Genomic DNA, 25,243 nt, shown 5'->3' on the forward strand with positions numbered 1-25,243 from the left:
CGGAGGGGGCTGGACGGCGGCTGATCGACGCGCTACCTTACGATGTAAGACTTACACCGTAAGGCTCGGTCATTCGAAAGGCGAGGCAATGGACACGACAGAGCGCCACACCGGCACATCCGCAGATCGAGCGGCGGCATCCGATTCGACGCGAACGATGCGCGCCGCCGTGTACCACCGGTTCGGCGGGCCGGACGTCGTCAGCATCGAACGGATGCCGCGGCCCGAGCCCCGCGCGGGAGAACTGCTCGTGCGGGTGCATGCCGCGAGCGTGAGCATCGCCGACCACCGGGTCCGCGCCCGAGATGTGCCGCGGGGTCTGCGGGTGCCGACGATGCTGGCCCTCGGCATCCGCCGGCCGAAGCACGCAGTGCTCGGCATGGATGCGGCCGGGGTGGTCGAGCGCGTCGGCGCCGACGTGACCGGCTTCCGCCCGGGCGACCGCGTCGTGCTGCTGCGCGGCGCGCGCTTCGGCTGCCACGCCGAGTACACGACCGTCTCAGCATCGGGGGCGGTGGCGCGCATCCCGGACGAGCTGTCGTTCCTCGACGCCGCCGCGCTCCCGTTCGGCTTCGGCACCGCCGAGACGTTCCTCGAGGCCGGAGGGGTCTCCGCCGGGAACGACGTGCTCGTCAACGGCGCTTCGGGAGCGGTCGGCTCGGCCGCGGTGCAGCTGGCGAAGCAGCGCGGTGCGACGGTCACGGCTGTCACCAGCGCCGGCAACGCCGGTCTGGTGCGCGAACTCGGGGCCGATCGCGTCATCGACTACGCCCGCGAGGACTTCGCCGCCGAAGCGGCCCGGTACGACGTGGTCGTCGAATGCGTCGGCAACGCGCCGTACCGCCGATCGGCACGAGCACTGCGCGCCGGCGGGGTGCTCCTGCTCGTGATCGCCGACCTCGCCGGGATGCTGGGTTCGAAGCTGCGGCCGGTGCGCGGGGGCATCCGGCGGATACAGGATGTCGGGGCCGTCACCGGCGCGCACCTCGAGCAGTTCGCGCGGCTGGCTGCCAGCGGTGCGATCCGCCCCGTGATCGACCGGGTCTACCAGCTCGACCAGATTCGCGAGGCCCACGCCTACGTCGACACCGGTCGAAAGCGCGGCAACGTCATGCTGCTCCTGGCTGATCAGACGGCCTAGTCCGGCGGCGCTCCGTCACGCCGTGGTGTGTCCGGGGCGCTACCGGCCGATCGCGTAGTCCGCGATGACCGGAGCGTGGTCGCTCCAGCGCGTGTCCCACGACGGGGCGCGCACCACGCGGTACTCCGTCACGCGGTCGCCGAGCGCCGGGGTGGCCAGGTGGTAGTCGATCCGCCACCCCGAGTCGTTGTCGAAGGCGCGGCCGCGCATCGACCACCAGGTGTACGGGCCGTCGACGTCACCGTGATAGCGACGGCCGACGTCGACCCAGCCGAGTCCCGTTCCCACCGAGCCGTCGGCGCCGGTCACGTCGGCGCCGGCCGCCCCGAAGAATCGGTCGAAGTACGCGCGCTCCCGCGGGAGGAACCCGGCCTTCTTGACGTTCCCTTTCCAGTTGCGGATGTCGAGCTCGCGGTGGCCGACGTTGAGATCGCCCATCACGAGCGCGAGGGGCGAGGCTGCCGCCAGCTGCGGCATCCGCTTCTCCATGGCATCGAGGAACGCCCACTTGGCGTCCTGCTTGGGCGTTTCGGCCTCGCCGGTGTGCACGTATGCGCTCACGACGATCAGCCGCTCGCCGTCGATGTCGAAATCGGCCTCGATCCAGCGCCCGGCGCTGTCCAGCGGCTCGGGGCCGAGCACGCGGCGGACTTCGACCGACGGCATCCGGCTCGCGACGGCGACGCCGGCTCGGCCCTTCGAGAGCGCCTCGTCGTTGACGATCTCCCAGCCCGGAAGGGCAGTGCGCAGCTCCTCTTCGGTGGCGCGCACCTCTTGCAGGGCCATCACGTCGATGTCGGCGGCGTCGAGCCACTCGAGCATGCCTTTGCGCGTTGCCGCACGGATCCCGTTGACGTTGACAGAGGCGATGCGAACACGGCGAGACACGTCCGCCAGCCTATCCGCGCCCGCCGACACGGGCGCGGCTCCGGTCACACCCCCGGGCGGCGCGGGGTGTCGTCCGCGGCCCCCGGAGGCGCGGCGTCCCGGGATCGTCGCGGCTTCTTCGCCGCGCTCGAGCTCGACGCCATCCCCCGGACCGCGGGCGGCGGCGCGGAGTCCTCCACCTGCCGAAGCTCCTCCTGCGCCTCACGGAGCGCCCGGTCGGCGAGCCAGGTGCGGTACCAGGGCGCCTGCGCCCGGGCGTCCTGAGCGGTGCGCACCCGCAGCTGCGCGGCCAGCAGCAGCGCCGCGTGCTCGGCGGCCAGGCGTTCCGCCTCGGTCTGGGGAAGCAGCACGACGTCATGGTCTCGGGCCGATACGGCGACCCACGCGGCGCCGACCAGCATGACGATTCCCAGCAGCCGGAACCACAGCAGCATCCCGATGAAGATCGCGAAGGTGGCCAGGAGCGGATTCGACGGCGTGTAGCTCAGCAGCAGTCCGGCGCCGAGCTGGAGGACCGAGATGCCGAGGCCGCCCAGCATCGCGCCCGGCCAGATGCGGCGCCACGGAAGCCTCGTCCCGGTCAGGAAGCGGAACAGGCCCGCCAGAGCGGTGGAGGTCACCGCGAAGCCGATCACGAGCGAGCCGATGCTGACGCTGACCTCGGTCAGGGCGGTGGTGTCGGTCCAGCCGATCAGGGAGAAGATCCACTTGATGGCCAGCGTGCCGATGGTGCTCAGCGCGGCGCCGAGGATGAGGGCGGCGCCGAAGATGAGCGCGGCGAGGAAGTCTCTGGCCTTGAGCAGGACGTAGCTGCGACGATCCGGGGGGATGGCGAAGAGCTCGCGGACCGCTCGGCGTGAATAGGTGACCCAGTCGATCGCCGTCCAGATGAGAGCGCCGAGGGCGATCACGCCGGTCCACCCCAGCACCCCGGAGTTCTGCGACGCGATCTGCTGCATCTGCTCGGGCGTGGCGATGCCGCCGCTGGGCGCGATCAGCCCCGGGATGTAGCTGTTGATGAGGTCGATCAGCGCATCGACCGCCTCCGTGCTGCCGCCGAGCCACAGCCCCGCGATCGCGAACACCAGGTAGATCGCGGCGAAGCACGCGAACAGCGCGACGTAGCTCACGCCCGCGCCGAGGAGGAAGCCGTTCTCGATCAGGAAGTGTCGCCACACCCGCACCGGGAACCAGGCGAGCGTCGCCTGTGTGATGCGCGTCGCGCGGTTGATCGGTGCGTCGAAGCGCTCGCGGAGCGACTGCTCGGTCTCTTCCCACCGGTCGCGGAGTGTCTCCTCCGCGCGTTGCGCGGCGTCCGCCGCCGCGCGGGCGTCGGGCGGGGGAGTGTGCGTCACGGTGTCAGGTTAGCGAGTCGAGTCCGTGACCGGCGGCAGGTCGCCGCTCGCGCGGGATGGCGCACGGTCCGGAGGCGTCGCACTCACGCTGCTCCGGAATCTGGGCACGGCGAACAGCACCAGGGCCAGCGCGACAGCGGGAAGCAGGAAAGCCGGGCCGAGACCGGGAGCGTCGGCGAGGAGGCCGATCACCACCGCGCCGAGGATCGCGCCGGCGTAGTTGAACAGATTGACGCGTGCGATCACCTGATCGCTGTGGACCGGAGCGAGGTCGCCGGCGGCCCCGAAGGTGACCGGGATCAGCACGCCGGCCGACGCGCCGGCCAGCGCGAACCCGATCACGGCCGCGGCGGGCATCGGCACCAGCGCCACGATCGCGCATCCGATCGCGGCCGTGCTCGCGGCGATCGCAACCAGCAGCCGGCGTCCGAGGGCGACGATGAGGCGGTCGGTCACCAGGCGGGTAACGAGCACCACGGCCTGGTAGGCCGCGTACCCCAGCGGCGCCACCCAGGCGAGCGCGGCGAGGTCGTCCTGCAGGTACACCGTGCTCCAGGTGCTCACCGCCGAGTCCGCGACGAAGACGGCGAGGATCACCAGGCCGAACACCCAGATCCCCGCGCGCGGCAGGCGGGCGCGTTCACCGGGTGGCAGCGCGTCGTCGACCGCGACCTCGCGTGCCGCCAGCCGCGCCACGACGATTCCGGCCGCGAGCGCGATCACGGCGGCACCGGCCAGCGCGATGCCGGCGGCGAGGGCGGATGCCGCGACCGCCGACACCAGCAGCGCTCCGACGATCGCAGCCGCCGTGGCTGCGGCGAAGAAGCCGCCCAACAGGTGCCTGCCGAACGCCCGCTGCACCGCCACGCCCTGCATCGCCGCGGCGGCGTCGACGCAGCCGAGCCCGATCCCGAAGACGGCGAACGCCGCCGCGAACACCGGGAACGGAGTGGGAAGCGCGATGACGGGGAACGCCACCGCCTGCACGACGAGCCCCAGCGTCAGTGCCGCCCTGCTGCCGTGCCGCACTGCGACCGCGTTCGCAAGCAGCGAGCCGAGGGCCGCGGTCAGGGCGACGCCGAGCACCAGCAGCGAGACGACCGTGTCGTCGACCGACTGGCGCGCCTTCAGCGCCGGAAGCGAGGTCACGACCACGGCGTAGCCGAGACCCTGAGCCGCGTAGGCGCCCGTTATCGCGAGGCGCGCGCGGCGCAGCGCGAGAGAGGTCTGCCGATCCGGCGCGTCGTTGCGCCGCGGAGCGGTCATCGGCCCGCTACGGGCGTCCGCGCAGCACGGCCTGCTTGACCTCGGCGATGGCCTTGGTCACCTCGATGCCGCGAGGGCATGCCTCGGTGCAGTTGAAGGTCGTGCGGCAGCGCCAGACGCCCTCCTTGTCGTTGAGGATGTCGAGGCGCACATCACCGGCGTCGTCGCGCGAGTCGAAAATGAAGCGGTGCGCGTTGACGATCGCGGCGGGGCCGAAGTACTGGCCGTCGGTCCAGAACACCGGGCACGACGAGGTGCACGCGGCGCACAGGATGCACTTGGTGGTGTCGTCGAAGACCTCGCGGTCGACGATCGACTGCACGCGCTCCTTGCCCGGCTCGGGGGTGGAGTTCGCGATCAGGAACGGCTGCACCTCGCGGTAGGAGGCGAAGAACGGCTCCATGTCGACGATGAGGTCCTTCTCCAGCGGCAGGCCCTTGATCGCCTCGACGTAGATCGGCTGCGAGATGTCGAGGTCCTTGATGAGCGTCTTGCACGCCAGACGGTTGCGCCCGTTGATGCGCATGGCGTCCGAGCCGCAGATGCCGTGCGCGCACGACCGGCGGAACGACAGCGAGCCGTCGACCTCCCACTTGATCTTGTGCAGGGCGTCGAGGACGCGGTCGGTGGAGTAGAGCTCGACGTCGTAGTCGACCCAGCGCGGCTCTTCGTCCACCTCGGGATCGAAGCGGCGGATGATGAAGGTGACCAGGAACGACTGGATGCCGGTGTCGCTGGCGGCGGCATCCTGTGCGCTGTCCTGCGACTCGGCGTCGGTGCGCTCGATGACGTCTGTGGCCGTGGTCGCCATCAGTACTTCCTCTCCAGCGGCGGGTAACGCAACTCGCCGGCCTCGTTCTTCGTGAAGACGACGGGCTTCCAGTCGAGGCGGATGTGGTCCTCGGAGTGCGAGGACGCCGCGTCACCCGAAAGGTACGCCATCGTGTGCTGCATGTAGTTCTCGTCGTCGCGCTGCGGGAAGTCGTCGCGCATGTGACCGCCGCGGCTCTCCTTGCGGTTGCGTGCGGTGACCACCACGACCTCGGCGATGTCGAGCAGGAAGCCGAGCTCGACCGCCTCGAGCAGGTCGGTGTTGTACCGCTTGCCCTTGTCGTCGACGTGGATGTTCTGGAAGCGCTCGCGCAGCTCTTCGATGACGAGGAGCACCTCGCCGAGCGACTCGTCGGTGCGGAACACCTGCGCCTTGCGGTCCATCTCGTCCTGCAGCTTCTTGCGCAGCACGGCGATCCGCTCGGTGCCCTGGTTGTTGCGAAGGCCCTCGATGAGGCCGCGCACCTCGGCGGCGGGGTCCTCGGGGAGCGGCACGAACTCGGCGGTCTTGACGTACTCGACCGCGTTGCGGCCGGCGCGCTTGCCGAAGACGTTGATGTCGAGCAGCGAGTTGGTGCCGAGGCGGTTCGACCCGTGCACCGAGACGCACGCGCACTCGCCGGCCGCGTAGAGGCCGGGGACGACGGTCGTGTTGTCGCTCAGCACCTGAGCGTCGTTGTTGGTCGGGATGCCGCCCATGGCGTAGTGCGCCGTGGGCATGACCGGAACCGGCTCGACGACCGGGTCGACGCCGAGGTAGGTGCGCGCGAACTCGGTGATGTCGGGGAGCTTGGTCTCGAGCACCTCGGCGCCCAGGTGCGTGCAGTCCAGCAGCACATAGTCGCGGTGAGGTCCGGCGCCGCGGCCCTCGGCGACCTCCTGGACCATGCACCGGCTGACGATGTCACGCGGGGCGAGGTCCTTGATGGTCGGCGCATAGCGCTCCATGAAGCGTTCGCCCGACACGTTGCGAAGGATGGCGCCTTCGCCGCGCGCGCCTTCGGTGAGCAGGATGCCGAGACCGGCGAGACCGGTCGGGTGGAACTGGAAGAACTCCATGTCTTCCAGCGGCAGGCCCTTGCGCCAAATGATGCCGACGCCGTCGCCGGTGAGGGTGTGCGCGTTCGACGTCGTCTTGAAGATCTTGCCGAACCCGCCCGTGGCGAAGATCACGGCCTTCGAGTGGAAGACGTGCAGGTCGCCGGTGGCGAGCTCGTACGCCACGACGCCGGCGATCTCGGTGCCGCCGCCCTCGCTCTGCACCGTGATGAGGTCGAGCACGTAGAACTCGTTGAAGAAGTTGATGCCGAGCTTCACGCAGTTCTGGAACAGCGTCTGCAGGATCATGTGGCCGGTCCGGTCGGCCGCGTAGCACGCGCGGCGCACCGGCGTCTTGCCGTGGTCGGCGGTGTGCCCGCCGAAGCGGCGCTGGTCGATCTTGCCCTCGGGGGTGCGGTTGAACGGCAGACCCATGTTCTCGAGGTCGATGACCGCGTCGATCGCCTCCCGGGCGAGGATCTCGGCCGCGTCCTGGTCGACGAGGTAGTCGCCGCCCTTGACGGTGTCGAAGGTGTGCCACTCCCAGGAGTCCTCTTCGACGTTGGCCAGCGCCGCGGCCATGCCGCCCTGCGCGGCGCCGGTGTGCGAGCGCGTCGGGTAGAGCTTCGAGATGACCGCCGTCCGCGCGCCGGGTCCGGCTTCGATCGCCGCACGCATGCCGGCGCCGCCGGCACCCACGATGACGATGTCGAACTGGTGGTAGTGGACGCCGTCTCGGACGTAGCTGTCGATGCTCTGGGTGGTCACTCTCAGTGCTTTCGGTGGGGGAGGATCTCGGTCGTTGCCCGCGCTACGCGCAGAGCTCCTGCAGCCAGTCGGCGCTCGTGTCGCTCAGGCCCAGGCACGGGTCGAAGGTGAACACCACGAGCGTGCCGAGGACGATGAGGAACCCGGCCGAGAGCCACAGCGCCCACACCAGGACGGTGCGCGTGCGCTTGTGCGTGACGTAGTCGTTGACGATGGTGCGCATGCCGTTGGCGCCGTGGATGAGGGCGAGCCACAGCATCAGCACGTCCCACCACTGCCAGAACGGCGAGGCGAACTTTCCGGCGACGAAGGCGAAGTCGATGCCGTGGATGCCCTCGCCGAGCATGAGGTTCACGAAGAGGTGGCCGAAGATGAGGATCACGAGCAGGACGCCCGAGGCCCGCATGTAGATCCAGCCCCACTTCTCGAGGTTGGGACCGCTGCGGCGGACGGGGGTGTGGGGAGCGCGGGGGTCGGCGATCGTCGTCATGTCAGTGACCTGCCATCTCGCTGAACACGTTGATGAGGTGGCGCGGCGTGAAGCCGAGCATCGTGACGACCCACAGGCCCAGCACGCCCCACCACAGCTGCCGCTGGTGACGGGTGGCCCACGACCAGAAGTCCACGAGGATGATCCGCAGCCCGTTGTAGGCGTGGTAGGCGATCGCGCCGACGAGGGCGACCTCGCCGATGCCCATGATCGGGTTCTTGTAGGTGCCGATCACCGCGTCGTAGGCCTCGGGCGAGACGCGGATCAACGCGGTGTCGAGCACGTGCACCAGAAGGAAGAAGAAGATGGCGACGCCGGTGATGCGATGCAGCACCCACGACCACATGCCTTCGTTCCCGCGGTACAGAGTGCCGCGGGGGACTCGGGAAGTGGTCTCGGATACCGACGGTGCGATGCGTGCTGGAGCAGACACGGCCGTCCTCCCTGGATCGAACACGATGGGGCGGATCTCTGTCCCTGGCGGACAGGGCCCCTAGGTGGCCCGGGGCACGGGGCTCGGGCCATCGGCGTCACGCGGGCGCTGTCGTCCATCCTATTCCCGCATTTCACGAGGGGGCGACGAAGGCCCGCCTTACCATCCCTTCTTACGGAGGGATCTTCACCAGCGTGAAGAACGGCGTTTGTTTCACCCCGGCTACTGTGTGAGTCATGCCTGAACCGATCGAGGACTTCTACGCGGTGATCCCCGCCGGCGGCATCGGCAGCCGGCTGTGGCCGCTCTCGCGCGCCGATGCCCCCAAGTTCCTGCACGACCTGACCGGTTCGGGTCGGACGCTGCTGCGCGACACGTGGGACCGGCTCGAGCCGCTTGCCGGCGCCGATCGCATCGCGGTCGTCACCGGCCGCGCGCACCGTGCCGCCGTGGAGCGGGTGCTTCCGGGCATCCCCGACAAGAACGTGTTCCTCGAGTCCGAGCCGCGCGACTCGACCGCCGCGATCGGGCTCGCCGCGGCGATCCTCTCGCGCCGCAACCCCGACGTCATCATCGGCTCGTTCGCCGCCGACCATGTGATCCGGGTGCCGCAGCTGTTCGACTGGGCCGTGCGCCAGGCGGTCGCCACCGCGCGCGAGGGCTACATCTGCACCATCGGCATCCAGCCGTCCGAGCCGTCGGTCGGCTTCGGATACATCAAGAAGGGCTCCGCGCTCGCCGTCGACGGCGCTCCCGAGGCCGCTCTGGTCGACAGCTTCGTCGAGAAGCCCGACCTCGAGACGGCGAAGGAGTACTACGCCGATCGCAACTACCTGTGGAACGCGGGCATGTTCATCACGCGCGCCGACGTGCTGCTCGGCGAGATCGCCGAGAACGAGCCGCACCTGTACGCCGGCCTCATGGACCTCGCCGAGGCGTGGGACGACCGCGAGCTGCGGGGACCGGTAGTCGATCGCATCTGGCCGACGCTGACGAAGATCGCGATCGACTACTCCGTCGCCGAGCCCGCAGCCGCGCGCGGCCGGCTCGCCGTGATCCCCGGGCACTTCGACTGGGACGATGTCGGGGACTTCGCCAGTCTCGCCAAGCTGAACTCGGGCGGCCGCAAGAACGACCTCGCCATCCTCGGCGAGAACGCCCGGGTTCTCTCCGACGCGGCCAGCGGCATCGTGGTCAGCCAGACGCGGCGCGTGATCAGCCTCATCGGAGTGCGCGACATCGTGGTGGTCGACACCGAGGACGCTCTCCTCGTCACCACGAGCGAGCACGCGCAGCGCGTGAAGGGCGTCGTGGACGCGCTCAAGCTGAGCGGCCGCGGCGAGGTGCTCTGACCCGCCTGCTCGATGAGACGGGATGCCGCGGGTCGCGGCATCCGGTATCGGCCGTGTATCGCGAGGTTGCGTCTTTGTAACCATTCCCTCGCGGGGGTGCTCGACGTATGCAACTTCCGCGACACAGTGGGTAACTTTGTGCAGTCCCCCGTGAAGGACGCGGGGCCACCTATGTGGAGGCTGAGTTGACCATCTCACGCACCAAGAAGCTCATCGGCGTCACAGCCGCCGCGGGCTTGCTCATCGCCCTTGCGGGCTGCGGCTCCGCGCCCGAAGCGGACCCGACCGAAGGCGGCGACGCCGGCAACGTCGTCGAAGGCTTCACCCCCTGCCTCGTCTCGGACGACGGCGGCTTCAACGACAAGTCGTTCAACCAGTCGGCGCTCGAGGGCATGGAGCGCGCGGCGGAGGAGCTCGGAGTCGAGGCGATCGAGGTCGAGTCCAGCTCGGCGAACGACTACGCCCCGAACCTCGAGAACCTCATCGCCGAGGGCTGCACCTTCATCGTGTCGGTGGGCTTCAAGCTTTCAGCCGACACCATCACCTCGGCCAACGCCAACCCCGACGTCAGCTACGCGATCATCGACGACTGGGCTGACAACACGGGCGCGACCAACGACGAGGGCGACGACATCGGCGACGGCACCACCGACGCGCCGAACATCAAGCCCCTCATGTTCGACACCGTGCAGGCCGCGTACCTCGGCGGCTACGCCGCTGCCGCATGGTCGGCGCAGTCCGGCGTCAACAAGGTCGGCACGGTCGGCGGCATCCCGATCCCGCCCGTCACGATCTTCATGGACGGCTTCGTCCAGGGCGTCGAGAAGTACAACGAGGACAAGGGCGCCGCGGTCGAGACCCTCGGCTGGGACGTCGACTCGCAGCAGGGCTCGATGACCGGCGGCTTCCAGGCCAACGACACCGCCAAGCAGGCGATGCAGGGCATCCTCGACCAGGGCGTGGACGTCATCCTGCCCGTCGGCGGCCCGATCTACCAGAGCGCGCGTGACGCCATCACCGACGGCGGCTCCGGCACCGTCATGCTCGGCGTCGACTCCGACCTCGCCGTGGCCGACCCGTCGGTCGCCGACATGGTGCTGGTGTCGATCATGAAGCGCATCGACGAGGCCGTCTACCAGGCCACCCTGGAGGCCTCCACCGGTGAGCTCGACGTCGCGCCGTACGTCGGCACGCTCGAGAACGAGGGCGTCGGACTGTCGGGCTTCGGCTCGTTCGAGTCGCAGCTGCCCGAGGGTCTCGCCGACGAGCTGGCGACCCTGCAGGACCAGATCATCTCGGGCGAGCTCGAGGTGACCTCGCCCAGCTCGCCGTAAGGCAGCGGGTACCGCGACGCGGCCGGGTGGACTCCACCCGGCCGCGTCCGTGCGGGGACCGTGTGACGGGAGGGCCTGCGGCCGGCCGGATCTCTGGTGCCGTGGGCGAACGGATATATAAGGTGCACATATGAAGCTCGAGCTGCGCGGGATCACCAAGCGCTTCGGCTCCCTCGTGGCCAACGACCACATCGATCTGGTGGTCGAGCCCGGGGAGATCCACGCCCTGCTGGGCGAGAACGGGGCGGGCAAGTCCACCCTGATGAACGTGCTCTACGGCCTCTATCAGGCCGACGAGGGCGAGATCCTGCTGGACGGCGCCGTCCAGCGGTTCCGCGGGCCGGGCGATGCCATGGCCGCCGGCATCGGCATGGTGCACCAGCACTTCATGCTCATCCCCGTCTTCACCGTCGCCGAGAACGTCATGCTCGGCCACGAGGACACCAAGGGTCTGGGCGCCCTCGACCTCAACAAGGCCCGTGCCCACGTTCGCGCGGTGGCCGACCGATTCGGGTTCGAGGTCGACCCCGATGCGCTCGTCGGTGACCTGCCGGTCGGCGTTCAGCAGCGCGTCGAGATCATCAAGGCGCTCTCGCGCGACGCCAAGGTGCTCGTGTTCGACGAGCCCACCGCCGTGCTCACGCCGCAGGAGACCGACGAGCTGATGGCCATCATGCGTCAGCTGCGCGATGAGGGCACCTCGATCGTCTTCATCACCCACAAGCTCCGCGAGGTGCGCGCGGTCGCCGACCGCATCACCGTGATCCGCCTCGGAAAGGTGGTGGGGGAGGCATCCCCGACCGCCTCGAACGCCGAGCTGGCCTCGCTCATGGTCGGTCGCGCGGTCGAGCTGACCGTCCAGAAGGATGCGCCGCGGATCGGCCAGGGCGCCGGCCTCGAGGTCCGCGACCTGCGGGTCACGACCGCCGCCGGCACCGTCGTCGTCGACAGCGTGAGCTTCGAGGCGCGGCCCGGCGAGATCCTGGCGATCGCCGGCGTCCAGGGCAATGGTCAGACCGAGCTGGTCGAGGCCATCGTCGGCCTGGCCGAGCGGGTCACCGGCTCGATCCAGCTCGACGGCGTCGAGCTGGTCGGCAGGAGCGTGCGCGCGCTCCTCGACGAAGGCGTCGGTTTCGTGCCTGAGGACCGCACCGAGGACGGACTCGTCGGCGGCTTCTCGGTCGCCGAGAACCTCATCCTCGACCGCTCCGGCGACAAGGAGTTCGTCTCGGGCGGCACGATCCGCCGCGCCGTGCTCGACGACTTCGCGCAGGACCGCATCGCCGAGTACGACATCCGGACGCAGGGTCCGGGTGTCCCCGCGGGCACACTGTCGGGCGGCAACCAGCAGAAGGTCGTGATCGCTCGCGAGATGAGCCGCGATCTGAAGCTCCTGGTCGCCGCGCAGCCGACGCGCGGCGTCGACGTGGGCTCCATCGAGTTCATCCACACGCGCATCGTCGAGACACGGGATGCCGGCATCCCGGTCGTGGTCGTCTCCACCGAGCTGGACGAGGTCGCTGCCCTCGCCGACCGCATCGTGGTGATGTATCGCGGCGCGATCATCGGCATCGTGCCCGGCGACGCACCGCGAGACCTGCTCGGCCTCATGATGGCCGGCGAGAAGCCAGAGGAGGCCGCCGCGTGAGCGATCAGACACCCGGGGCCGGTCCCGAGCCGCTGAAGGGGCTGCCGCCCGAGCAGCTGCCCTCGGTGTCGGGACCCCTCACCGGCTCGCCGAGCCCGGCCGACGTCCCTGCGGCACCGCGCCAGAACGTCTTCATCAAGGACCTGCTCCGCAGCAGCTGGGTCACCACCCTGCTGGCGATCGTCGTGGCGATGATCGTGGGCGGCATCCTGATGGCGCTCACCGATGAAGAGGTGCGAGAAGCATCGGGGTACTTCTTCGCCCGCCCCGGCGACACCCTCGGCGCCGTCTGGAACGCCGTGTACGGCGGCTACGAGGCCATGTTCCGCGGGGCGATCTTCAACCCGCGCGCGAACGACTTCGCGACCCAGATCCGGCCGCTGACGAACACCCTCGGGTTCGCGGCTCCGCTGATCGCCGCGGGTCTCGGTGTCGCACTGGCGTTCCGCGTGGGCCTGTTCAACATCGGCGGCCGTGGTCAGATCCTCATCGCGTGCGCGGTGGCGGCGCTGCTGACCTTCAACCTCGACCTGCCGATCTTCCTCCAGCTGCCGCTCACGCTCGCGGCCGGCATCGCCGGCGGCGCGATCTGGGGCGGCATCGTCGGCGTGCTGAAGGCCCGCACCGGTGCGCACGAGGTGATCCTCACGATCATGCTCAACTACGTCGCGTTCTACCTCGTGACGTGGATGGTGCGCACCCCCGGCATCCTGCAGCGCCCCGCCGGCGACCAGCCGATCTCGGGGGCCACGCCCGCGAACGCCCAGTTCCCCGAGCTCCTCGGGCCGCGGTTCCCGCTGCTGGACTGGGGCTTCGTCATCGTCATCGGCGCGACGGTGTTCGTGTGGTGGCTGGTGGAGCGCTCGAGCCTCGGCTTCCGCCTGCGCGCGGTGGGCGAGAACCCGCACGCGGCGCGCGCGGCGGGCATCTCGGTGCAGCGCATGTACATCTACGCCATGCTCTTCGCCGGCGGTCTCGCGGGTCTGGCGGGCATGAACCAGATCCAGGGCTCGGTCACCACCGGCTTCGACGGCCTCATCGACGCCGGCATCGGCTTCGACGCGATCACGGTCGCGCTCCTGGGCCGCAGCCGCGCGTGGGGCGTGTTCGCCGCCGGCATCCTGTTCGGCGCACTGAAAGCGGGCTCGTTCACGATGCAGGCCTCGCAGGACATCCCCGTCGACATCGTGCTCGTCGTGCAGTCCCTCATCGTGCTGTTCATCGCCGCTCCGCCCCTCATCCGCACGATCTTCTTCCTTCCGAAGACGGATGCCGAGAAGGCCGCCAAGGCGAGAGCCAAGGCCGCGAAGAAGGCGGTGGCGGCATGACGCTCACATCCGCTCCCGCGCCGACGCCCGCCGGCACCGTGCAGCTGGCCACCGTGAAGGTGCGGCACTTCAAGATGCCGATCACGCTGGCCATCGCCACGATCCTCATCGGGCTGCTCTTCCTGCTCGTGCCGCGCGACGGCGTCAGCACCTTCCGGCTCGGCGACCCGGCATCATCGATCGGCCTGCCCAATGTCAGCGTCCCGACGGCGCTGACGAGCTGGATCGTCTTCGCGATCCTGGTCGTCTTGACGCTGTGGGCGTTCTGGGAGGCCTACTCGTACCGTCGTCCCGGCCTCTGGCTGGCGATCGTCTTCGGTGTGCTGGCCGTCTTCGGGTTCCTGGTGTGGGCGGCCGCCGGAGGTCTCGTGCCGGTCACGGGGCTGCTGTTCGGGGCCCTCTCGCTGTCGGTGCCGCTGATCTTCGGCGCCCTCGGCGGCGTCATCGGTGAACGCGTCGGCGTCGTGAACGTCGCGATCGAGGGCCAGTTCCTCTTCGGCGCATTCAGCGCCGCACTCCTGGCGAGCATCACCCACAACCCGTTCGTCGGGCTGGTCGGTGCGATGGTGGGCGGCGTGCTGGTCGCGTTCGTGCTCGCCGCGTTCTCGATCAAGTACCTCGTCGACCAGGTCATCGTCGGCGTCGTGCTCAACGTGCTGGTCACCGGGCTCACCGGTTTCCTCTACGGCGCGCTGCTCGTGCCGAACGAGGCCGAGCTGAACCGGCCGGTGCGCTTCACGCGGTGGGAGATCCCGCTCCTCGGCGACATCCCGATCATCGGCCCCGTGCTGTTCAACCAGACGTTCATCGTCTACCTGATGTACATCACGGTGGCCGTCGTGGCGTGGGGCCTGTACCGCACGCGGTGGGGCCTCCGGCTCCGCGCCGTGGGCGAGCACCCGCAGGCGGCCGACACCGTGGGTATCAAGGTGAACTCCACCCGCTTCTGGAACGTCTCGCTCGCGGGTGCGATCGCCGGCATCGGGGGCGCGTACTTCACCCTCGTCTCGGTCGGCCAGTTCACGAAGGAGATGACCGCGGGGCTCGGCTTCATCGCCCTCGCCGCCGTGATCTTCGGGCGGTGGGACCCGATCCGGGCGACGCTGGCCGCGCTGCTGTTCGGGTTCGCGACGAACCTGCAGAACCTGCTGACGGTGCTGCGCACGCCGATTCCGAGCGAGTTCATGCTGATGCTGCCGTACATCGTGACGATCATCGCGGTGGCTGGTTTCGCAGGGCAGATCCGAGGTCCGGCCGCCGCCGGCAAGCCGTACATCAAGGGATGACTGTGACCGATATCGACTGGGATGAGCTGCGGTCCGCCGCGACCGATGCGATGAAGCGCGCCTACGCGCCGTACTCGCGATACAAGGTGGGTGCTGCGGCGCTGGTCACCGACGGGCGCATCGTGACGGGCTGCAACGTCGAGAACGCGTCCTACGGCGTCACGCTGTGCGCCGAGTGCGGGCTCGTCAGCGAACTGGCGATGTCAGGCGGCGGAGGCCTCGTGGCCTTCGTCTGCGTCAACGCACAGGGCGACACGATCATGCCGTGCGGCCGGTGCCGCCAGCTGCTGTACGAGTTCGCGATCCCGGGCATGCTGCTCGAGACGGTCTCGGGCATCCGCACCATCGACGAGGTGCTGCCCGACGCCTTCGGTCCCCGCGATCTCGAGGACGCAGGGCGATGACCGCCAGCGCGAGCGCTGAACCTGTCACAGGGCACGGACCGGGCGTCGAACCCCATGACGCCGTCGACGTCATCCGCACCAAGCGCGACGGGGGAGCCGTCTCGGACGGCGCGCTGCGCTGGATGATCGACGCGTACACCCGCGGCTACGTCGCCGATGCGCAGATGGCGGCGTTCGCGATGGCGGTGCTGCTCAACGGGATGACGCGCGAAGAGGTGCGCGTCATGACCGCCGCCATGATCGCCTCGGGCGAGCGGATGAGCTTCGCCGGTTTGGGCAAGCCGACCGTCGACAAGCACTCGACCGGGGGCGTCGGCGACAAGATCACGCTGCCGCTCGCACCGCTCGTCGCCTGTTTCGGCGTGGCCGTGCCACAGCTGTCGGGGCGGGGCCTCGGGCACACCGGAGGCACGCTGGACAAGCTCGAGTCCATTCCCGGATGGACCGCCGCGCTCACGAACGACGAGCTCTTCGCGCAGCTGCGCGAGGTCGGTGCGGTCATCTGCGCCGCCGGGTCCGGTCTCGCGCCGGCCGACAAGAAGCTCTATGCGCTCCGCGACGTCACCGGCACGGTCGAGGCCATCCCGCTCATCGCCTCGAGCATCATGTCGAAGAAGATCGCCGAAGGCACCGATTCGCTCGTGCTCGACGTGAAGTTCGGCTCGGGCGCGTTCATGAAGGACGTCGACAAGGCCCGTGAGCTGGCCCGCACGATGGTCGAGATCGGCACCGACTCGGGTGTCGCCACGACGGCTCTCCTCACGGACATGAACACGCCCCTCGGCCTTGCGATCGGCAATGCCAACGAGGTGCGCGAGTCGGTCGAGGTCCTCGCCGGAGGCGGACCCGCCGACGTCGTGGAACTGACCCTCGCTCTGGCGCGAGAGATGCTCGCGCTCGCAGGGCAGCCGGACGCCGACGTCGAGGCGGCGCTGAAGGACGGCCGCGCGATGGACGCCTGGCGCGAGATGATCCGGGCGCAGGACGGCGATCCGGATGCCGCGCTCCCCGCTCCGCGCGAGACCCACACCGTCACTGCGACCGAGACGGGCTTCGTCACGGGAATGGAGGCGCTGCCCTTCGGCATCGCCGCCTGGCGCCTCGGCGCCGGACGCGCGCGTGCGGAGGACCCCGTGATGCACGCGGCGGGGATCGACCTGCACGTCAAGCCCGGCGATGCGATCTCGGCCGGTCAGCCGCTGTTCACCCTCCTCGGCCATGACGCCCACCGGTTCGAGCGCGCGATGGACGCGCTCGAAGGCGCCTGGTCGATCGGCCCCGACGCGCCCGACCCGCGGCCGCTCGTCCTCGAACGCATCACGGAATAGGCTGAGCGGGGCCTTCCCGACCCCCCACGAGGAGAACACATGCCCATCGATCAGCACGGCGACGCCCTCCTCGACGGCACCTCGATCCGGGCGCTGCCGAAGGTCTCGCTGCACGATCACCTCGACGGCGGCGTGCGGCCGCAGACGATCATCGAGCTCGCCGACGCGATCGATCTGGAGGTGCCCGAGACGGACGCCGACGACCTCGCGGACTGGTTCGCCGAGAAGAGCGATTCGGGGTCGCTCGTGGAGTACCTCAAGACTTTCGACCTGACCACCGGCGTCATGCAGACGCGGGAGGGGCTCACGCGCGTCGCGCGCGAGTTCGTCGAGGACCTCGCCGCCGACGGCGTCATCTACGGCGAGGTGCGCTGGGCACCCGAGCAGCACCTGTCGAGCGGGTTGTCGCTCGACGAGGCCGTCGCCGCCGTGCAAGAGGGCATCGAAGAGGGCGAGGACGCCGCCGAGCGTCAGGGGCGCGACATCCGCGTGGGTCAGCTCATCACCGCGATGCGTCACACCGACCGGTCGCTCGAGATCGCGAAGCTCGCCGTGCAGTGGCGCAGCCGCGGCGCCGTCGGCTTCGACATCGCCGGGCCCGAGGACGGCTTCCCGCCCTCCCACCATCGCGAGGCGTTCGACTACCTCGCTTCGGAGTTCTTCCCCGCCACCGTCCACGCGGGCGAGGCCGCGGGCCTCGATTCCATCCGATCGGCCCTCATCGACGGCCGTGCGCTGCGCCTCGGCCACGGCGTGCGCATCGCCGAGGACCTCGAAGTCGTGTCGCGGGCCGGCGAGGAGGTGCTCGTGCAGTTCGGCGAGCTCGCCCGCTGGGTCCGCGATCGCGAGATCCCTCTCGAGCTCTCGCCGTCGTCGAACCTGCAGACCGGCGCGATCGAGCGCTGGGGCACGACCATGGAAGACCACCCCTTCGACCTGCTCTACCAGCTCGGCTTCTCAGTGACCGTGAATGTCGACAACCGCACGATGAGCCGCACCTCCCTGACGCGGGAACTGGCTCTCCTGGCCGAGACGTTCGAGTACGGCCTCGACGACCTCGAGGTCTTCCAGCTCAACGCGGCGGCCGGCGCGTTCCTCGCGGTCGAAGAGCGCGAAGAGCTCATCGAGCTCATCTCGGAGGGCTTCAGCGCCTAGCGTGCCGCCTGGCGGGGCCATTTCGTGTGCCCAACTCCTGAGATCTCCGCCTCTAGGGTTGGGATTGCCGCAGAGCGGGCCGGTTGCACAGCGTTTCTCAGGAGTTGCGAACGTCTGTCGCCAACGGGCCGCCCGATGATGTGCTTGAGATCGGACTGGACGGCGCCGCGGTTCCACATGACGTCCTCCGCGATCAGCCTGACGGTCGTGTACCCGAGGCGCGCAGCGGCGACATCGCGGCGACGGTCGCGCTTCTGGGCTGCCCATCCCGAGTGGAACTGCTCACTGTCGCACTCGATGATCAACCAGCCGTCGACGACGAAATCGACTCTGCCCACTCCGGGGATCGAGACCTGCACATCGAATCGGCAGCCGAGGGCTCGCAGCATGAGCCGCACCAACGTCTCCGGGCCTGACTCGCTTCTTCGGTCGAGAAGCGGCCGGAGCACTGTGTAGCGGCCCGGGAGCAGCGAGAATACCTGCCCGATTCCACTCTCGTCGACGAGTCCGAGGTGCCATGCGCTGTCCAGAGTCGCGATCGCCGCTCGGGGGCTCTGGCACTTCGTCGCCTGCACGAGCGCCTCGATGACGTCGGTGACGAGCGCATCTCTCGTCGCCGACGCCGGGCGCCAATGGGCGATGACTCCTTCGGGTCGCCGCGGAACCCTGCTTGCCAACGGGTCCAGCTGCATGTGGAGCGGTTGCGCCTCGAGCACGAAGGCGCCGAGATGTCGCAGGAGCGACACGCAGTCGAGTCGACCGCTGAGGCGCGCGACCGTCACGAGATCAGGATGCGTCCCGGCAACGACGTGTCGGCCCTTGCGGACGCGGATGAGGTGGCCCATGGCGACAGCGGCGGCCAGCTCTCGCTTCGATACGCCGGCGTGGGCAAGAGCGGCACTGCTCAGGAACGTGGGCGGGAAGTCGCCCCACGGTGGTCGATGTCGCTCGCTCACGCTCTCGACTGTGCCGGGAGGCGCCGGACTTACAGCGTTCCGGAGCTTGCTCGGTGGAGGATGTCACGATTCTCCGGCCTGGGGAGGAACCAGGCCGCCGCCCACAACTCCTGAGAAACTCGGCCGCAGAACCGGAAAGAGGGCATCAACGGCCATCAGTCGCTCAAAGTTCAGGAGTTAGGTCGCCGCGGCCCGCGGGGCGACCGCTGCCCACGGCCCCGGCATCCCCCCTACCGGGGTAGGGGGTGCGAGGACGGCTCTCTGGGGTGACGCGCGCGACAGGCTCCGATTCGTACGGTGGCAGGACACCGCACGCACCGAGAGGACTGGGACCGCCGTGACGCTTCTGGATCGCCCCCGCATCGGATCCGTCGGCAGCGCTCCCGCGCCGCGCGACACCGCCATCGATCTCGTCCGCGCCGTGTGCCTGGTCGTCGTCGTCGCGCTGCACGCGTTCATGGCGGGCATCGCGGTCGTCGACGGACAGATCGCGGTCACCAACGTCGTCATCGGTCAGGCCTGGTTCGCGCCGGTGTCATGGATCGTCCAGATCATGCCCCTCTTCTTCATCGTCGGCGGCTTCGCCGGGATCACGCAGTGGCGCCGTCTGCGGGCACGCGGCGGTACGGCCGTCGGCTTCGTGACCGGCCGCCTCCGCCGGCTCGCCGTGCCCGCGATCGCGGCCTTCGCCGCCATCGGCGCGGGCCTGACGATCGCCCTGATCTCCGGTGTCTCGCCGGAGCTCGTCGGCGAGCTCGGATTCCGGATGGCGCAGCCGATGTGGTTCCTCGGCGTCTACCTCGGTGCCACGGCTCTCGTGCCGGCCCTCGCCGCCGCGCACGAGCGTGCGCCGGGCATCACGCTCGGCCTGCTCGTCGCCGCGATCGTCGGAGTCGACGTGCTCCGGATGAGCACCGGGATCGAGGGTCTCGGCTTCCTGAACCTGGCCTTCGTGTGGCTCGCGGTGCAGCAGCTCGGCTTCTGGTGGGCCGACGGACGGATCGGCGCGCTGTCGCGCCCCACGCTCGTGATGGGGCTGGTCGCCTCGCTCTCCTCGCTGACGGCCCTCGTCGCCTCGGGCCTTTACTCGGCCGACATGTACGTGAACCTCAACCCGCCCACCGTCTGCCTGATCCTGCTGGGCTCGGCTCAGCTGTTCGCGCTGGCGCTGGCCGCCCCTGCGCTCCGGCGCGTGGCGGTGCGCCCCCGCGTCGCGCGGGCGGTCGACGCGGTCGGCACCCGCTCGATGACGATCTACCTCTGGCACATGCCGGCGCTGGTGGTCTTCGCGGCGCTCCTCTTCGCCGCCGACGTGCCCTTCCCCGACCCGCTCAGCCCGCTGTGGTGGGCCACGCGGGTGGCATGGATCCTGGGCGTCGGGGCTGCGACAGTCCTTCTCGTGCTCGTCGCTCAGCGGTTCGAGCGCCGACCGGGAACGGGGTCCGTCGCGGGAGGTCGTCGCACGGTTCTGGCCGTCGCGCTCGGCATGGCGGGCGTCGTCGGGGTACTGATCGGGGGCTTCACGCCCCTGACCGCCGCCCTTGCAGTCGCCGCGCTGATCGGTGCCCTCCGGCTGACGTCTGACGCGAACCGGCCCTCTGTCGCGGCGGCCTATCGGGCGCCCGGCGCCACCAGCCCGGCCTCGTAGGCGGCGATCACCAGCTGCGCGCGGTCGCGGGCGCCGAGCTTGGCGAGGATGCGAGAGACGTGCGTCTTGACCGTCTGCTCGGCGATGAACAGCCGCGCCGCCACCTCCGAGTTCGACTCGCCCTGCGCGACCCCGATCAGGATCTCGCGCTCGCGGTCGGTGAGCTCGCCCAGCACGACGCGGTCCGTGCGACGGGGTCCGCGCGTGGCGGCGAACCGCTCGATGAGCGTGCGGGTGGCGCTCGGCGAGAGCAGGGCATCGCCGGCCGCGATCACCCGGACCGCCCGCGCGAGCTCCTCGGGCGAGGCATCCTTCAGCAGAAAGCCGGCGGCCCCCGCCGACAGCGCCTCGAAGACGTAGTCGTCGACGTCGAAGGTCGTGAGGATCAGGATGCGCGGGGCGTCCGGCACGGCAGAGAGCTCGCGCGTGGCCGAGATGCCGTCGAGCACCGGCATGCGCACATCCATCAGCACGACGTCCGGGCGCAGCTGCGCGACCACGCGCAGGCACTCCTCGCCGTCGGAGGCGAGCCCGACGACCTCGATGTCGGGCTGCTCGCCGAGCAGCGCGGAGAACCCTGCCCGAACCATGGCCTGGTCGTCGGCGATCACGATGCGGATCATCGGGGGGTCTCCTCGTCTCGGAGGGGGAAGCGCGCCTGCACCTCGAAGCCGCCGTCGGGCGTGGGCTGCGCCTGCACGGTGCCACCCGCGCTGCGCACACGCTCGCGCATCGCGATGAGGCCGTGCCCACCGCCGGGGATGTGCGCTGTGGTGCCGGTCGCGGGGGTGTTCCGGATGCGGATGCCGAGGCTCCCGTCGGTCGCCTCCACCGCGACGATGATCTCGGCGCCGGAGGCATGGCGCAGCGCATTGCTCAGGGCCTCCTGTACGACACGGTAGGCGGCGAGGTCCGCGAGCGCGGTCAGCGGCGGCGCTTCAGGACCGTTCCACTCCAGCCGGACGTCAGCGCCGGCCTGGGCGGTCTGCCGCACCAGGACCCCGACGTCGGCGACCCCGTGCTGAGGCTCGACGAGCGGCGCGTCCGAGTCGTCGCGCAGGGCGTCGAGCAGGCCGCGCATCTCGCGGAGTGCGGTGCGCGCCTGGGCGGCGATGTCTGAGAACTCCTCGGCCGTCCTCGGCTCGACGCCGCCGAGGCGTGCGGGCGCGCTCGCCGCCTGGACATTGATGACCGACATGCTGTGCGCGATGACGTCGTGCAGATCGCGCGCGAGGCGCGCCTTCTCCTCGGCGATGACGCGGCGCGACAGCTCTTCCTCGCTGTGGCGCTGCTCACGGACGAGCTGAACGCGGATGCGCCGCCACTGCCGGACGGCGATGCCGATGCCCAGCGCTCCCGCGCCGATCGAGACGAACACGACGATGTTGGCCGTCGCGGCGTCTTCCTGGCCCGCGCCGTGCAGGAAGGCCACGGCGATCGAGCCGGCGACCGAGACGCCGAGGAAGACGCTGGCGACCTGCCACGGCGCTCGCAGTGCGAGCAGCACGACCATGAGGAACTGGGTGATCTCGGGCGCCACGCCCCACGGCCACGGAGCGCTCGGCGTCGGCTCCGACAGCCACAGCAGGCCGCAGGCCGCGACCACCGACACGGCGCCGGCGGCGACCGGCCAGCGCAGCGCCATCGGCAGCGCACCGGCGTGCAGAATCGTGAGGCTGAACGCGGCGGCCAGCGGCACGTCGTACAGCGTCGCAGTGAGCGGCGTCTGGACGGCGACCAGCGTGAGCGCGACGACCGTCACAGAGAGCCACGTCCACGCGCCGGCCCGCGGCGTGGTCTCGACCGTCTCGCTCATGCTCACTCCGCCGCCTCGAGTCGCCCGGCGAACGTCGATACGAGCTCGCCCAGGGCGGCGCGCATGTCGTCGTCGGAGATCGTGGGGGTGCCGTCGCCGTCCTGGGGTCCGTAGTCGCCGAACGACGAGTGACTGGCGCCGGCCAGCTCTTCCATCTCGGCGTCAGCCGGAAGCAGCGGGCGGGCGTCGGCGATCTTCTCCGGAGTCGACAGGCCGTCCTCGCTGCCCGCGATGCTGAGCACGGGAAGATCCGACGCCGACACGTCGGCGGCGCAGTACGAGCCGAAGAGGGCGAGCGCGTCGGCATCGGCCGCCAGCTGACAGGCGCGTACGCCGCCCAGCGAGTGGCCGCCCACGATCCAGGTGTCGATGCCGGGGGAGAGTTCGGTGAAGGCGGACAGCGGCCGGAGGTCGAAGAACGCGAGGTTCAGCCAGGGCCTCGTGATGACGACCGTGACGCCGGCTTCCACCGTGCTCGCCAGCTTGTCGGCGTACGCCCACGGGTCGACCTTCGCACCCGGGATGTACACCAGCCCGACGTCACCGGCGCCGTCGGCCGGCGCGAGCACGATGCCCCCGGCCGTCTCGGTGATCTCGATGGCGGCGTTCTCGCGCACCTCGGCGAGCGGTTCCGCCTCGGCCTGGTATACGCCGACCTGACTCCAGATCACGATCGCGACGACCGCGATCACGATCAGGGCGCCGAGGGCGCCCAGCACCCACCACACGACCCGCAGGGCCCGTCGCGGGCGTTCCGCGGGAACCTCCGGAGCGTGCGTCTCGCTGTCGGTCACGTCCTCGACAGTACCCGCCGGGTCAGTGCCCCGACTCTGCCTGCCGCTCGGCGACGATCGTCTCCACGCGAGGGAAGAGCGGATGCTCGGGCTCGAGGCCTGTGACCGCGGCGGTGAACGTCGGGGCATCCTGTTCCCGCAGCATCCGCTGCAGGTCCACCGACTGGGCGTCCTCGGAGTCGTCGAACGCGAGCGCGGCGCCCATCGCATCGACGAGCGCGTCGACGGGGAGTCCCCGCTCCGCGGCTTCGGCGGCGGGACCGACGAAGCGCTCGTGACGAGACAGCTTGCGCAGCGGCTGCCGGCCGACGCGCCAGACGGTGTCCGGCAGGGCACGGTTGCCGAAGCGCGTGAGGATGGTCGCCCGGTACCTGGCGAGCTCGCCCTCGTCGAGACCGTGCTTGGCCGAGAGCAGCGCCGAGGTCTCTTCGAGCGCCGCACTCACACGCGCGGCGAGGTCGTCGTCGGCCAGCGCCTCCGAGATCGTCTCGACGCCGGCCTGCGCGCCGAAGTAGGCGGTCGCGGCGTGGCCGGTGTTGACCGTGAAGAGCTTCCGCTCGATGTACGGCGCCAGGTCGTCCACGAAGTGCGCGCCGGGAATGCGCGGCGGATCGTCGCCGAACGGCGGTCGCTCGATGGCCCACTCGTAGAAGGGCTCGACGGTGACGTCCACGCCTTCACCAGGGGTTTGCGCCGGCACGATGCGGTCCACCGCGGTGTTGGCGAAGACCGCCCGAGAGGCCAGCGCGTCCCACGCGTCGCCGGCGAGAGCGACGATCTCATCCCGGAGCAGGTCGGTCGCGCCGATGGCGTTCTCGCACGCCATGACCTGGAGCGGGGGAGCGGAAGGGTTGCGCAGGGCGAGCCCCGACATGATGAGCGGCGCGACGAATTTCAGAACCGTCGGCCCGACGGCGGTCGTCACGACGTTGGCGGTGGCGATCTCGTCGATCACCCGGTCGGGATGCTCGGCGCTGTTGATCGCGCGGAAGCCGGTCACGACGATGTCGCGCCCGCCCTCGCCCACCTCGTGCACGGTGTACTGCGACGCCCCGTTGATAGCGTCGACCAGCGCGGCGGCGACGTCGGAGAAAACCAGCTCGTAGCCGCCCTGGTGGAGGAGCAGACCGACGAACCCGCGGCCGATGTTGCCCGCGCCGAAGTGGACGGCCTTCATCACACGCCCGCGGCAGAGACGAGCGAGTAGAGCTCTTCGGGGGACTGCGCCGCCTTGAGCTTGTCGACCTCGTCCTCGTCCGAGAACAGGATCGCGATCTGCGACAGGATCTCGAGATGCTCGTCGCCCTTGCCGGCGATGCCGATCACGAAGGTGACGGGCTCGCCACCCCAGTCCACGCCACCGTCGTAGCGCACCACCGAGAGCGCGGAGTCCAGGATCGTGTGCTTGGTCTCATTGGTGCCGTGCGGGATCGCGAGCTCGTTGCCCATGTACGTCGACACGGTCTGCTCGCGCTGCTGCATGGCGTCGAAGTACGCGTTCGTCACGGCGCCGGCGGCTTCGAGGATGTCGGCGGCCTCCTTCATCGCGTCCTCGCGCGTCGCGCTTCCGGTGTGGATGCGCACCTGACCGATGCTCAGAACCTCACGTGCCATGATTGCGCTCCTATCAAAAGGTCGATTTAGTTGGCCGATTGTGCGATTGTTCGCCCGTGTGACGACGCCGGGCGTTCGGCGAATCGTACTCGCGCGATGGTCTTGTCGCCAGGCGTTGTGTGAGTTGAGCCGCCCGTCTAGCGTGCGATTCGGGGGGAGACTGGCCGACTAAGGAGTCGAGATGGTCACTCAAATTGAACCCAGCATTCCCCAGACGCCGACGTTGAGGCGAAAGGTCGGCGTGCTCGTGGTGTCGCTTGCGCTCGCCGCGGGGATCGCCCTTGTGCCGTCGCCAGCCAACGCCGCTACATGGCACGTCGTCCGAACATGGACATCCTGCAACGGCGGTAGCTGGGGGCAGCAATGTGTC

23 protein-coding genes are annotated in these 25,243 nt (G+C 69.9%); 10 read left to right on the top strand and 13 right to left on the bottom strand.

Annotation, left to right across the window (positions count from 1 at the left end; all coding sequences use genetic code 11):
- Positions 1–88: 88 nt before the first annotated feature.
- Entirely contained in the window at positions 89–1,141 is a 1,053-nt protein-coding gene (locus WYM_RS03425; protein ID WP_019179429.1) for an NAD(P)-dependent alcohol dehydrogenase, read from the top strand.
- A 39-nt stretch (positions 1,142–1,180) separates the two neighbouring features.
- On the opposite strand, the gene WYM_RS03430 is transcribed toward WYM_RS03425, so the two are convergent.
- Genes WYM_RS03430 through sdhC form a run of 7 tightly spaced genes read right to left on the bottom strand, consistent with a single transcriptional unit; the run spans position 1,181 to position 8,210 of the window.
- The gene (locus WYM_RS03430; RefSeq protein ID WP_019179430.1) at positions 1,181–2,029 is read right to left on the bottom strand and encodes an exodeoxyribonuclease III; all 849 of its coding nucleotides are present in this window, start codon (positions 2,027–2,029) and stop codon (positions 1,181–1,183) included.
- Between the two features lie 44 nt (positions 2,030–2,073).
- Entirely contained in the window at positions 2,074–3,384 is a 1,311-nt protein-coding gene (locus WYM_RS03435) for a YihY/virulence factor BrkB family protein (protein ID WP_019179431.1), read from the bottom strand.
- Positions 3,385–3,393: 9 nt separating this feature from the next.
- Positions 3,394–4,650 carry an MFS transporter gene (locus WYM_RS03440; protein WP_019179432.1) on the bottom strand — a complete coding sequence of 419 codons (1,257 nt, stop codon included), beginning with the start codon at positions 4,648–4,650 and terminating at the stop codon, positions 3,394–3,396.
- Positions 4,651–4,657: 7 nt separating this feature from the next.
- Positions 4,658–5,461 (bottom strand): succinate dehydrogenase iron-sulfur subunit, encoded by an 804-nt coding sequence (locus tag WYM_RS03445; RefSeq protein WP_019179433.1) that lies wholly within the window; start codon positions 5,459–5,461, stop codon positions 4,658–4,660.
- A complete protein-coding gene (sdhA, locus tag WYM_RS03450) occupies positions 5,461–7,287 on the bottom strand; it encodes a succinate dehydrogenase flavoprotein subunit (protein WP_019179434.1) in 1,827 nt (608 codons plus the stop codon). Before sdhA ends, WYM_RS03445 begins: the two co-directional genes overlap by 1 nt.
- A 43-nt stretch (positions 7,288–7,330) precedes the next feature.
- Positions 7,331–7,777: a succinate dehydrogenase hydrophobic membrane anchor subunit gene (locus tag WYM_RS03455; RefSeq protein WP_019179435.1), complete on the bottom strand. Its 447-nt coding sequence runs from the start codon at positions 7,775–7,777 to the stop codon at positions 7,331–7,333.
- 1 nt (position 7,778) lies between these two features.
- Positions 7,779–8,210, bottom strand: coding sequence for a succinate dehydrogenase, cytochrome b556 subunit (gene sdhC / locus WYM_RS03460; RefSeq protein ID WP_083866127.1), 432 nt, complete (start codon positions 8,208–8,210; stop codon positions 7,779–7,781).
- Between the two features lie 236 nt (positions 8,211–8,446).
- On the opposite strand from sdhC, the gene WYM_RS03465 reads away from it, so the two are divergent.
- The 8 genes from WYM_RS03465 to WYM_RS03500 all read left to right on the top strand — a co-directional run bounded on the left by WYM_RS03465 (position 8,447) and on the right by WYM_RS03500 (position 18,045).
- Positions 8,447–9,562 (top strand): mannose-1-phosphate guanylyltransferase, encoded by a 1,116-nt coding sequence (locus WYM_RS03465; protein WP_019179437.1) that lies wholly within the window; start codon positions 8,447–8,449, stop codon positions 9,560–9,562.
- Between the two features lie 185 nt (positions 9,563–9,747).
- Positions 9,748–10,896, top strand: coding sequence for a BMP family lipoprotein (locus tag WYM_RS03470; RefSeq protein WP_019179438.1), 1,149 nt, complete (start codon positions 9,748–9,750; stop codon positions 10,894–10,896).
- Positions 10,897–11,026: 130 nt separating this feature from the next.
- Positions 11,027–12,544, top strand: coding sequence for an ABC transporter ATP-binding protein (locus tag WYM_RS03475; protein ID WP_019179439.1), 1,518 nt, complete (start codon positions 11,027–11,029; stop codon positions 12,542–12,544).
- Positions 12,541–13,872, top strand: coding sequence for an ABC transporter permease (locus WYM_RS03480; protein WP_019179440.1), 1,332 nt, complete (start codon positions 12,541–12,543; stop codon positions 13,870–13,872). The genes WYM_RS03475 and WYM_RS03480 overlap by 4 nt, the downstream gene beginning before the upstream one ends.
- Positions 13,869–15,158 carry an ABC transporter permease gene (locus WYM_RS03485; RefSeq protein WP_019179441.1) on the top strand — a complete coding sequence of 430 codons (1,290 nt, stop codon included), beginning with the start codon at positions 13,869–13,871 and terminating at the stop codon, positions 15,156–15,158. Before WYM_RS03480 ends, WYM_RS03485 begins: the two co-directional genes overlap by 4 nt.
- 2 nt (positions 15,159–15,160) lie before the next feature.
- Complete coding sequence (locus WYM_RS03490) at positions 15,161–15,562, top strand: cytidine deaminase (protein ID WP_026059512.1); 402 nt, start codon at positions 15,161–15,163, stop codon at positions 15,560–15,562.
- The gene (locus WYM_RS03495; RefSeq protein WP_019179443.1) at positions 15,559–16,890 is read left to right on the top strand and encodes a thymidine phosphorylase; all 1,332 of its coding nucleotides are present in this window, start codon (positions 15,559–15,561) and stop codon (positions 16,888–16,890) included. Before WYM_RS03490 ends, WYM_RS03495 begins: the two co-directional genes overlap by 4 nt.
- A gap of 39 nt (positions 16,891–16,929) precedes the next feature.
- Positions 16,930–18,045 carry an adenosine deaminase gene (locus tag WYM_RS03500; protein WP_019179444.1) on the top strand — a complete coding sequence of 372 codons (1,116 nt, stop codon included), beginning with the start codon at positions 16,930–16,932 and terminating at the stop codon, positions 18,043–18,045.
- Here WYM_RS03500 and WYM_RS19055 read toward each other — a convergent pair.
- Positions 18,042–19,001 carry a DUF559 domain-containing protein gene (locus tag WYM_RS19055; RefSeq protein ID WP_157524833.1) on the bottom strand — a complete coding sequence of 320 codons (960 nt, stop codon included), beginning with the start codon at positions 18,999–19,001 and terminating at the stop codon, positions 18,042–18,044. The two genes, WYM_RS03500 and WYM_RS19055, sit on opposite strands and share 4 nt — an antisense overlap.
- A 337-nt stretch (positions 19,002–19,338) precedes the next feature.
- Between WYM_RS19055 and WYM_RS19060 the strand changes: the two genes are divergently transcribed.
- The gene (locus tag WYM_RS19060; RefSeq protein WP_019179446.1) at positions 19,339–20,649 is read left to right on the top strand and encodes an acyltransferase family protein; all 1,311 of its coding nucleotides are present in this window, start codon (positions 19,339–19,341) and stop codon (positions 20,647–20,649) included.
- Here the strand turns inward: WYM_RS19060 and WYM_RS03515 are convergent.
- Genes WYM_RS03515 through WYM_RS03535 form a run of 5 tightly spaced genes read right to left on the bottom strand, consistent with a single transcriptional unit; the run spans position 20,613 to position 24,873 of the window.
- The gene (locus WYM_RS03515; RefSeq protein WP_019179447.1) at positions 20,613–21,272 is read right to left on the bottom strand and encodes a response regulator; all 660 of its coding nucleotides are present in this window, start codon (positions 21,270–21,272) and stop codon (positions 20,613–20,615) included. The two genes, WYM_RS19060 and WYM_RS03515, sit on opposite strands and share 37 nt — an antisense overlap.
- Positions 21,269–22,465 carry a sensor histidine kinase gene (locus WYM_RS03520; protein ID WP_040569000.1) on the bottom strand — a complete coding sequence of 399 codons (1,197 nt, stop codon included), beginning with the start codon at positions 22,463–22,465 and terminating at the stop codon, positions 21,269–21,271. Before WYM_RS03520 ends, WYM_RS03515 begins: the two co-directional genes overlap by 4 nt.
- Before the next feature lie 2 nt (positions 22,466–22,467).
- A complete protein-coding gene (locus WYM_RS03525) occupies positions 22,468–23,259 on the bottom strand; it encodes an alpha/beta hydrolase (protein ID WP_019179449.1) in 792 nt (263 codons plus the stop codon).
- Positions 23,260–23,281: 22 nt separating this feature from the next.
- Positions 23,282–24,436, bottom strand: a complete 1,155-nt coding sequence (locus WYM_RS03530; RefSeq protein ID WP_026059513.1) for a mannitol-1-phosphate 5-dehydrogenase — start codon at positions 24,434–24,436, stop codon at positions 23,282–23,284.
- Complete coding sequence (locus WYM_RS03535; RefSeq protein ID WP_019179451.1) at positions 24,436–24,873, bottom strand: PTS sugar transporter subunit IIA; 438 nt, start codon at positions 24,871–24,873, stop codon at positions 24,436–24,438. The genes WYM_RS03530 and WYM_RS03535 overlap by 1 nt, the downstream gene beginning before the upstream one ends.
- Between the last annotated feature and the right edge of the window lie 370 nt (positions 24,874–25,243).

Source organism: Microbacterium yannicii PS01 (genome assembly GCF_000304335.1).
GTDB classification, from domain to species: Bacteria; Actinomycetota; Actinomycetes; order Actinomycetales; family Microbacteriaceae; genus Microbacterium; species Microbacterium yannicii_A.

Excerpts from the sequence above, each read along its gene's own strand:
- WYM_RS03425 (WP_019179429.1), top strand. The coding sequence starts at position 89 with ATGGACACGACAGAGCGCCACACCGGCACATCCGCAGATCGAGCGGCG.
- WYM_RS03440 (WP_019179432.1), bottom strand. The coding sequence starts at position 4,650 with ATGACCGCTCCGCGGCGCAACGACGCGCCGGATCGGCAGACCTCTCTC.
- WYM_RS03445 (WP_019179433.1), bottom strand. The coding sequence starts at position 5,461 with ATGGCGACCACGGCCACAGACGTCATCGAGCGCACCGACGCCGAGTCG.
- WYM_RS03455 (WP_019179435.1), bottom strand. The coding sequence starts at position 7,777 with ATGACGACGATCGCCGACCCCCGCGCTCCCCACACCCCCGTCCGCCGC.
- WYM_RS03465 (WP_019179437.1), top strand. The coding sequence starts at position 8,447 with ATGCCTGAACCGATCGAGGACTTCTACGCGGTGATCCCCGCCGGCGGC.
- WYM_RS03475 (WP_019179439.1), top strand. The coding sequence starts at position 11,027 with ATGAAGCTCGAGCTGCGCGGGATCACCAAGCGCTTCGGCTCCCTCGTG.
- WYM_RS03485 (WP_019179441.1), top strand. The coding sequence starts at position 13,869 with ATGACGCTCACATCCGCTCCCGCGCCGACGCCCGCCGGCACCGTGCAG.
- WYM_RS03495 (WP_019179443.1), top strand. The coding sequence starts at position 15,559 with ATGACCGCCAGCGCGAGCGCTGAACCTGTCACAGGGCACGGACCGGGC.
- WYM_RS03500 (WP_019179444.1), top strand. The coding sequence starts at position 16,930 with ATGCCCATCGATCAGCACGGCGACGCCCTCCTCGACGGCACCTCGATC.
- WYM_RS03515 (WP_019179447.1), bottom strand. The coding sequence starts at position 21,272 with ATGATCCGCATCGTGATCGCCGACGACCAGGCCATGGTTCGGGCAGGG.
- WYM_RS03520 (WP_040569000.1), bottom strand. The coding sequence starts at position 22,465 with ATGAGCGAGACGGTCGAGACCACGCCGCGGGCCGGCGCGTGGACGTGG.
- WYM_RS03530 (WP_026059513.1), bottom strand. The coding sequence starts at position 24,436 with ATGAAGGCCGTCCACTTCGGCGCGGGCAACATCGGCCGCGGGTTCGTC.
- WYM_RS03535 (WP_019179451.1), bottom strand. The coding sequence starts at position 24,873 with ATGGCACGTGAGGTTCTGAGCATCGGTCAGGTGCGCATCCACACCGGA.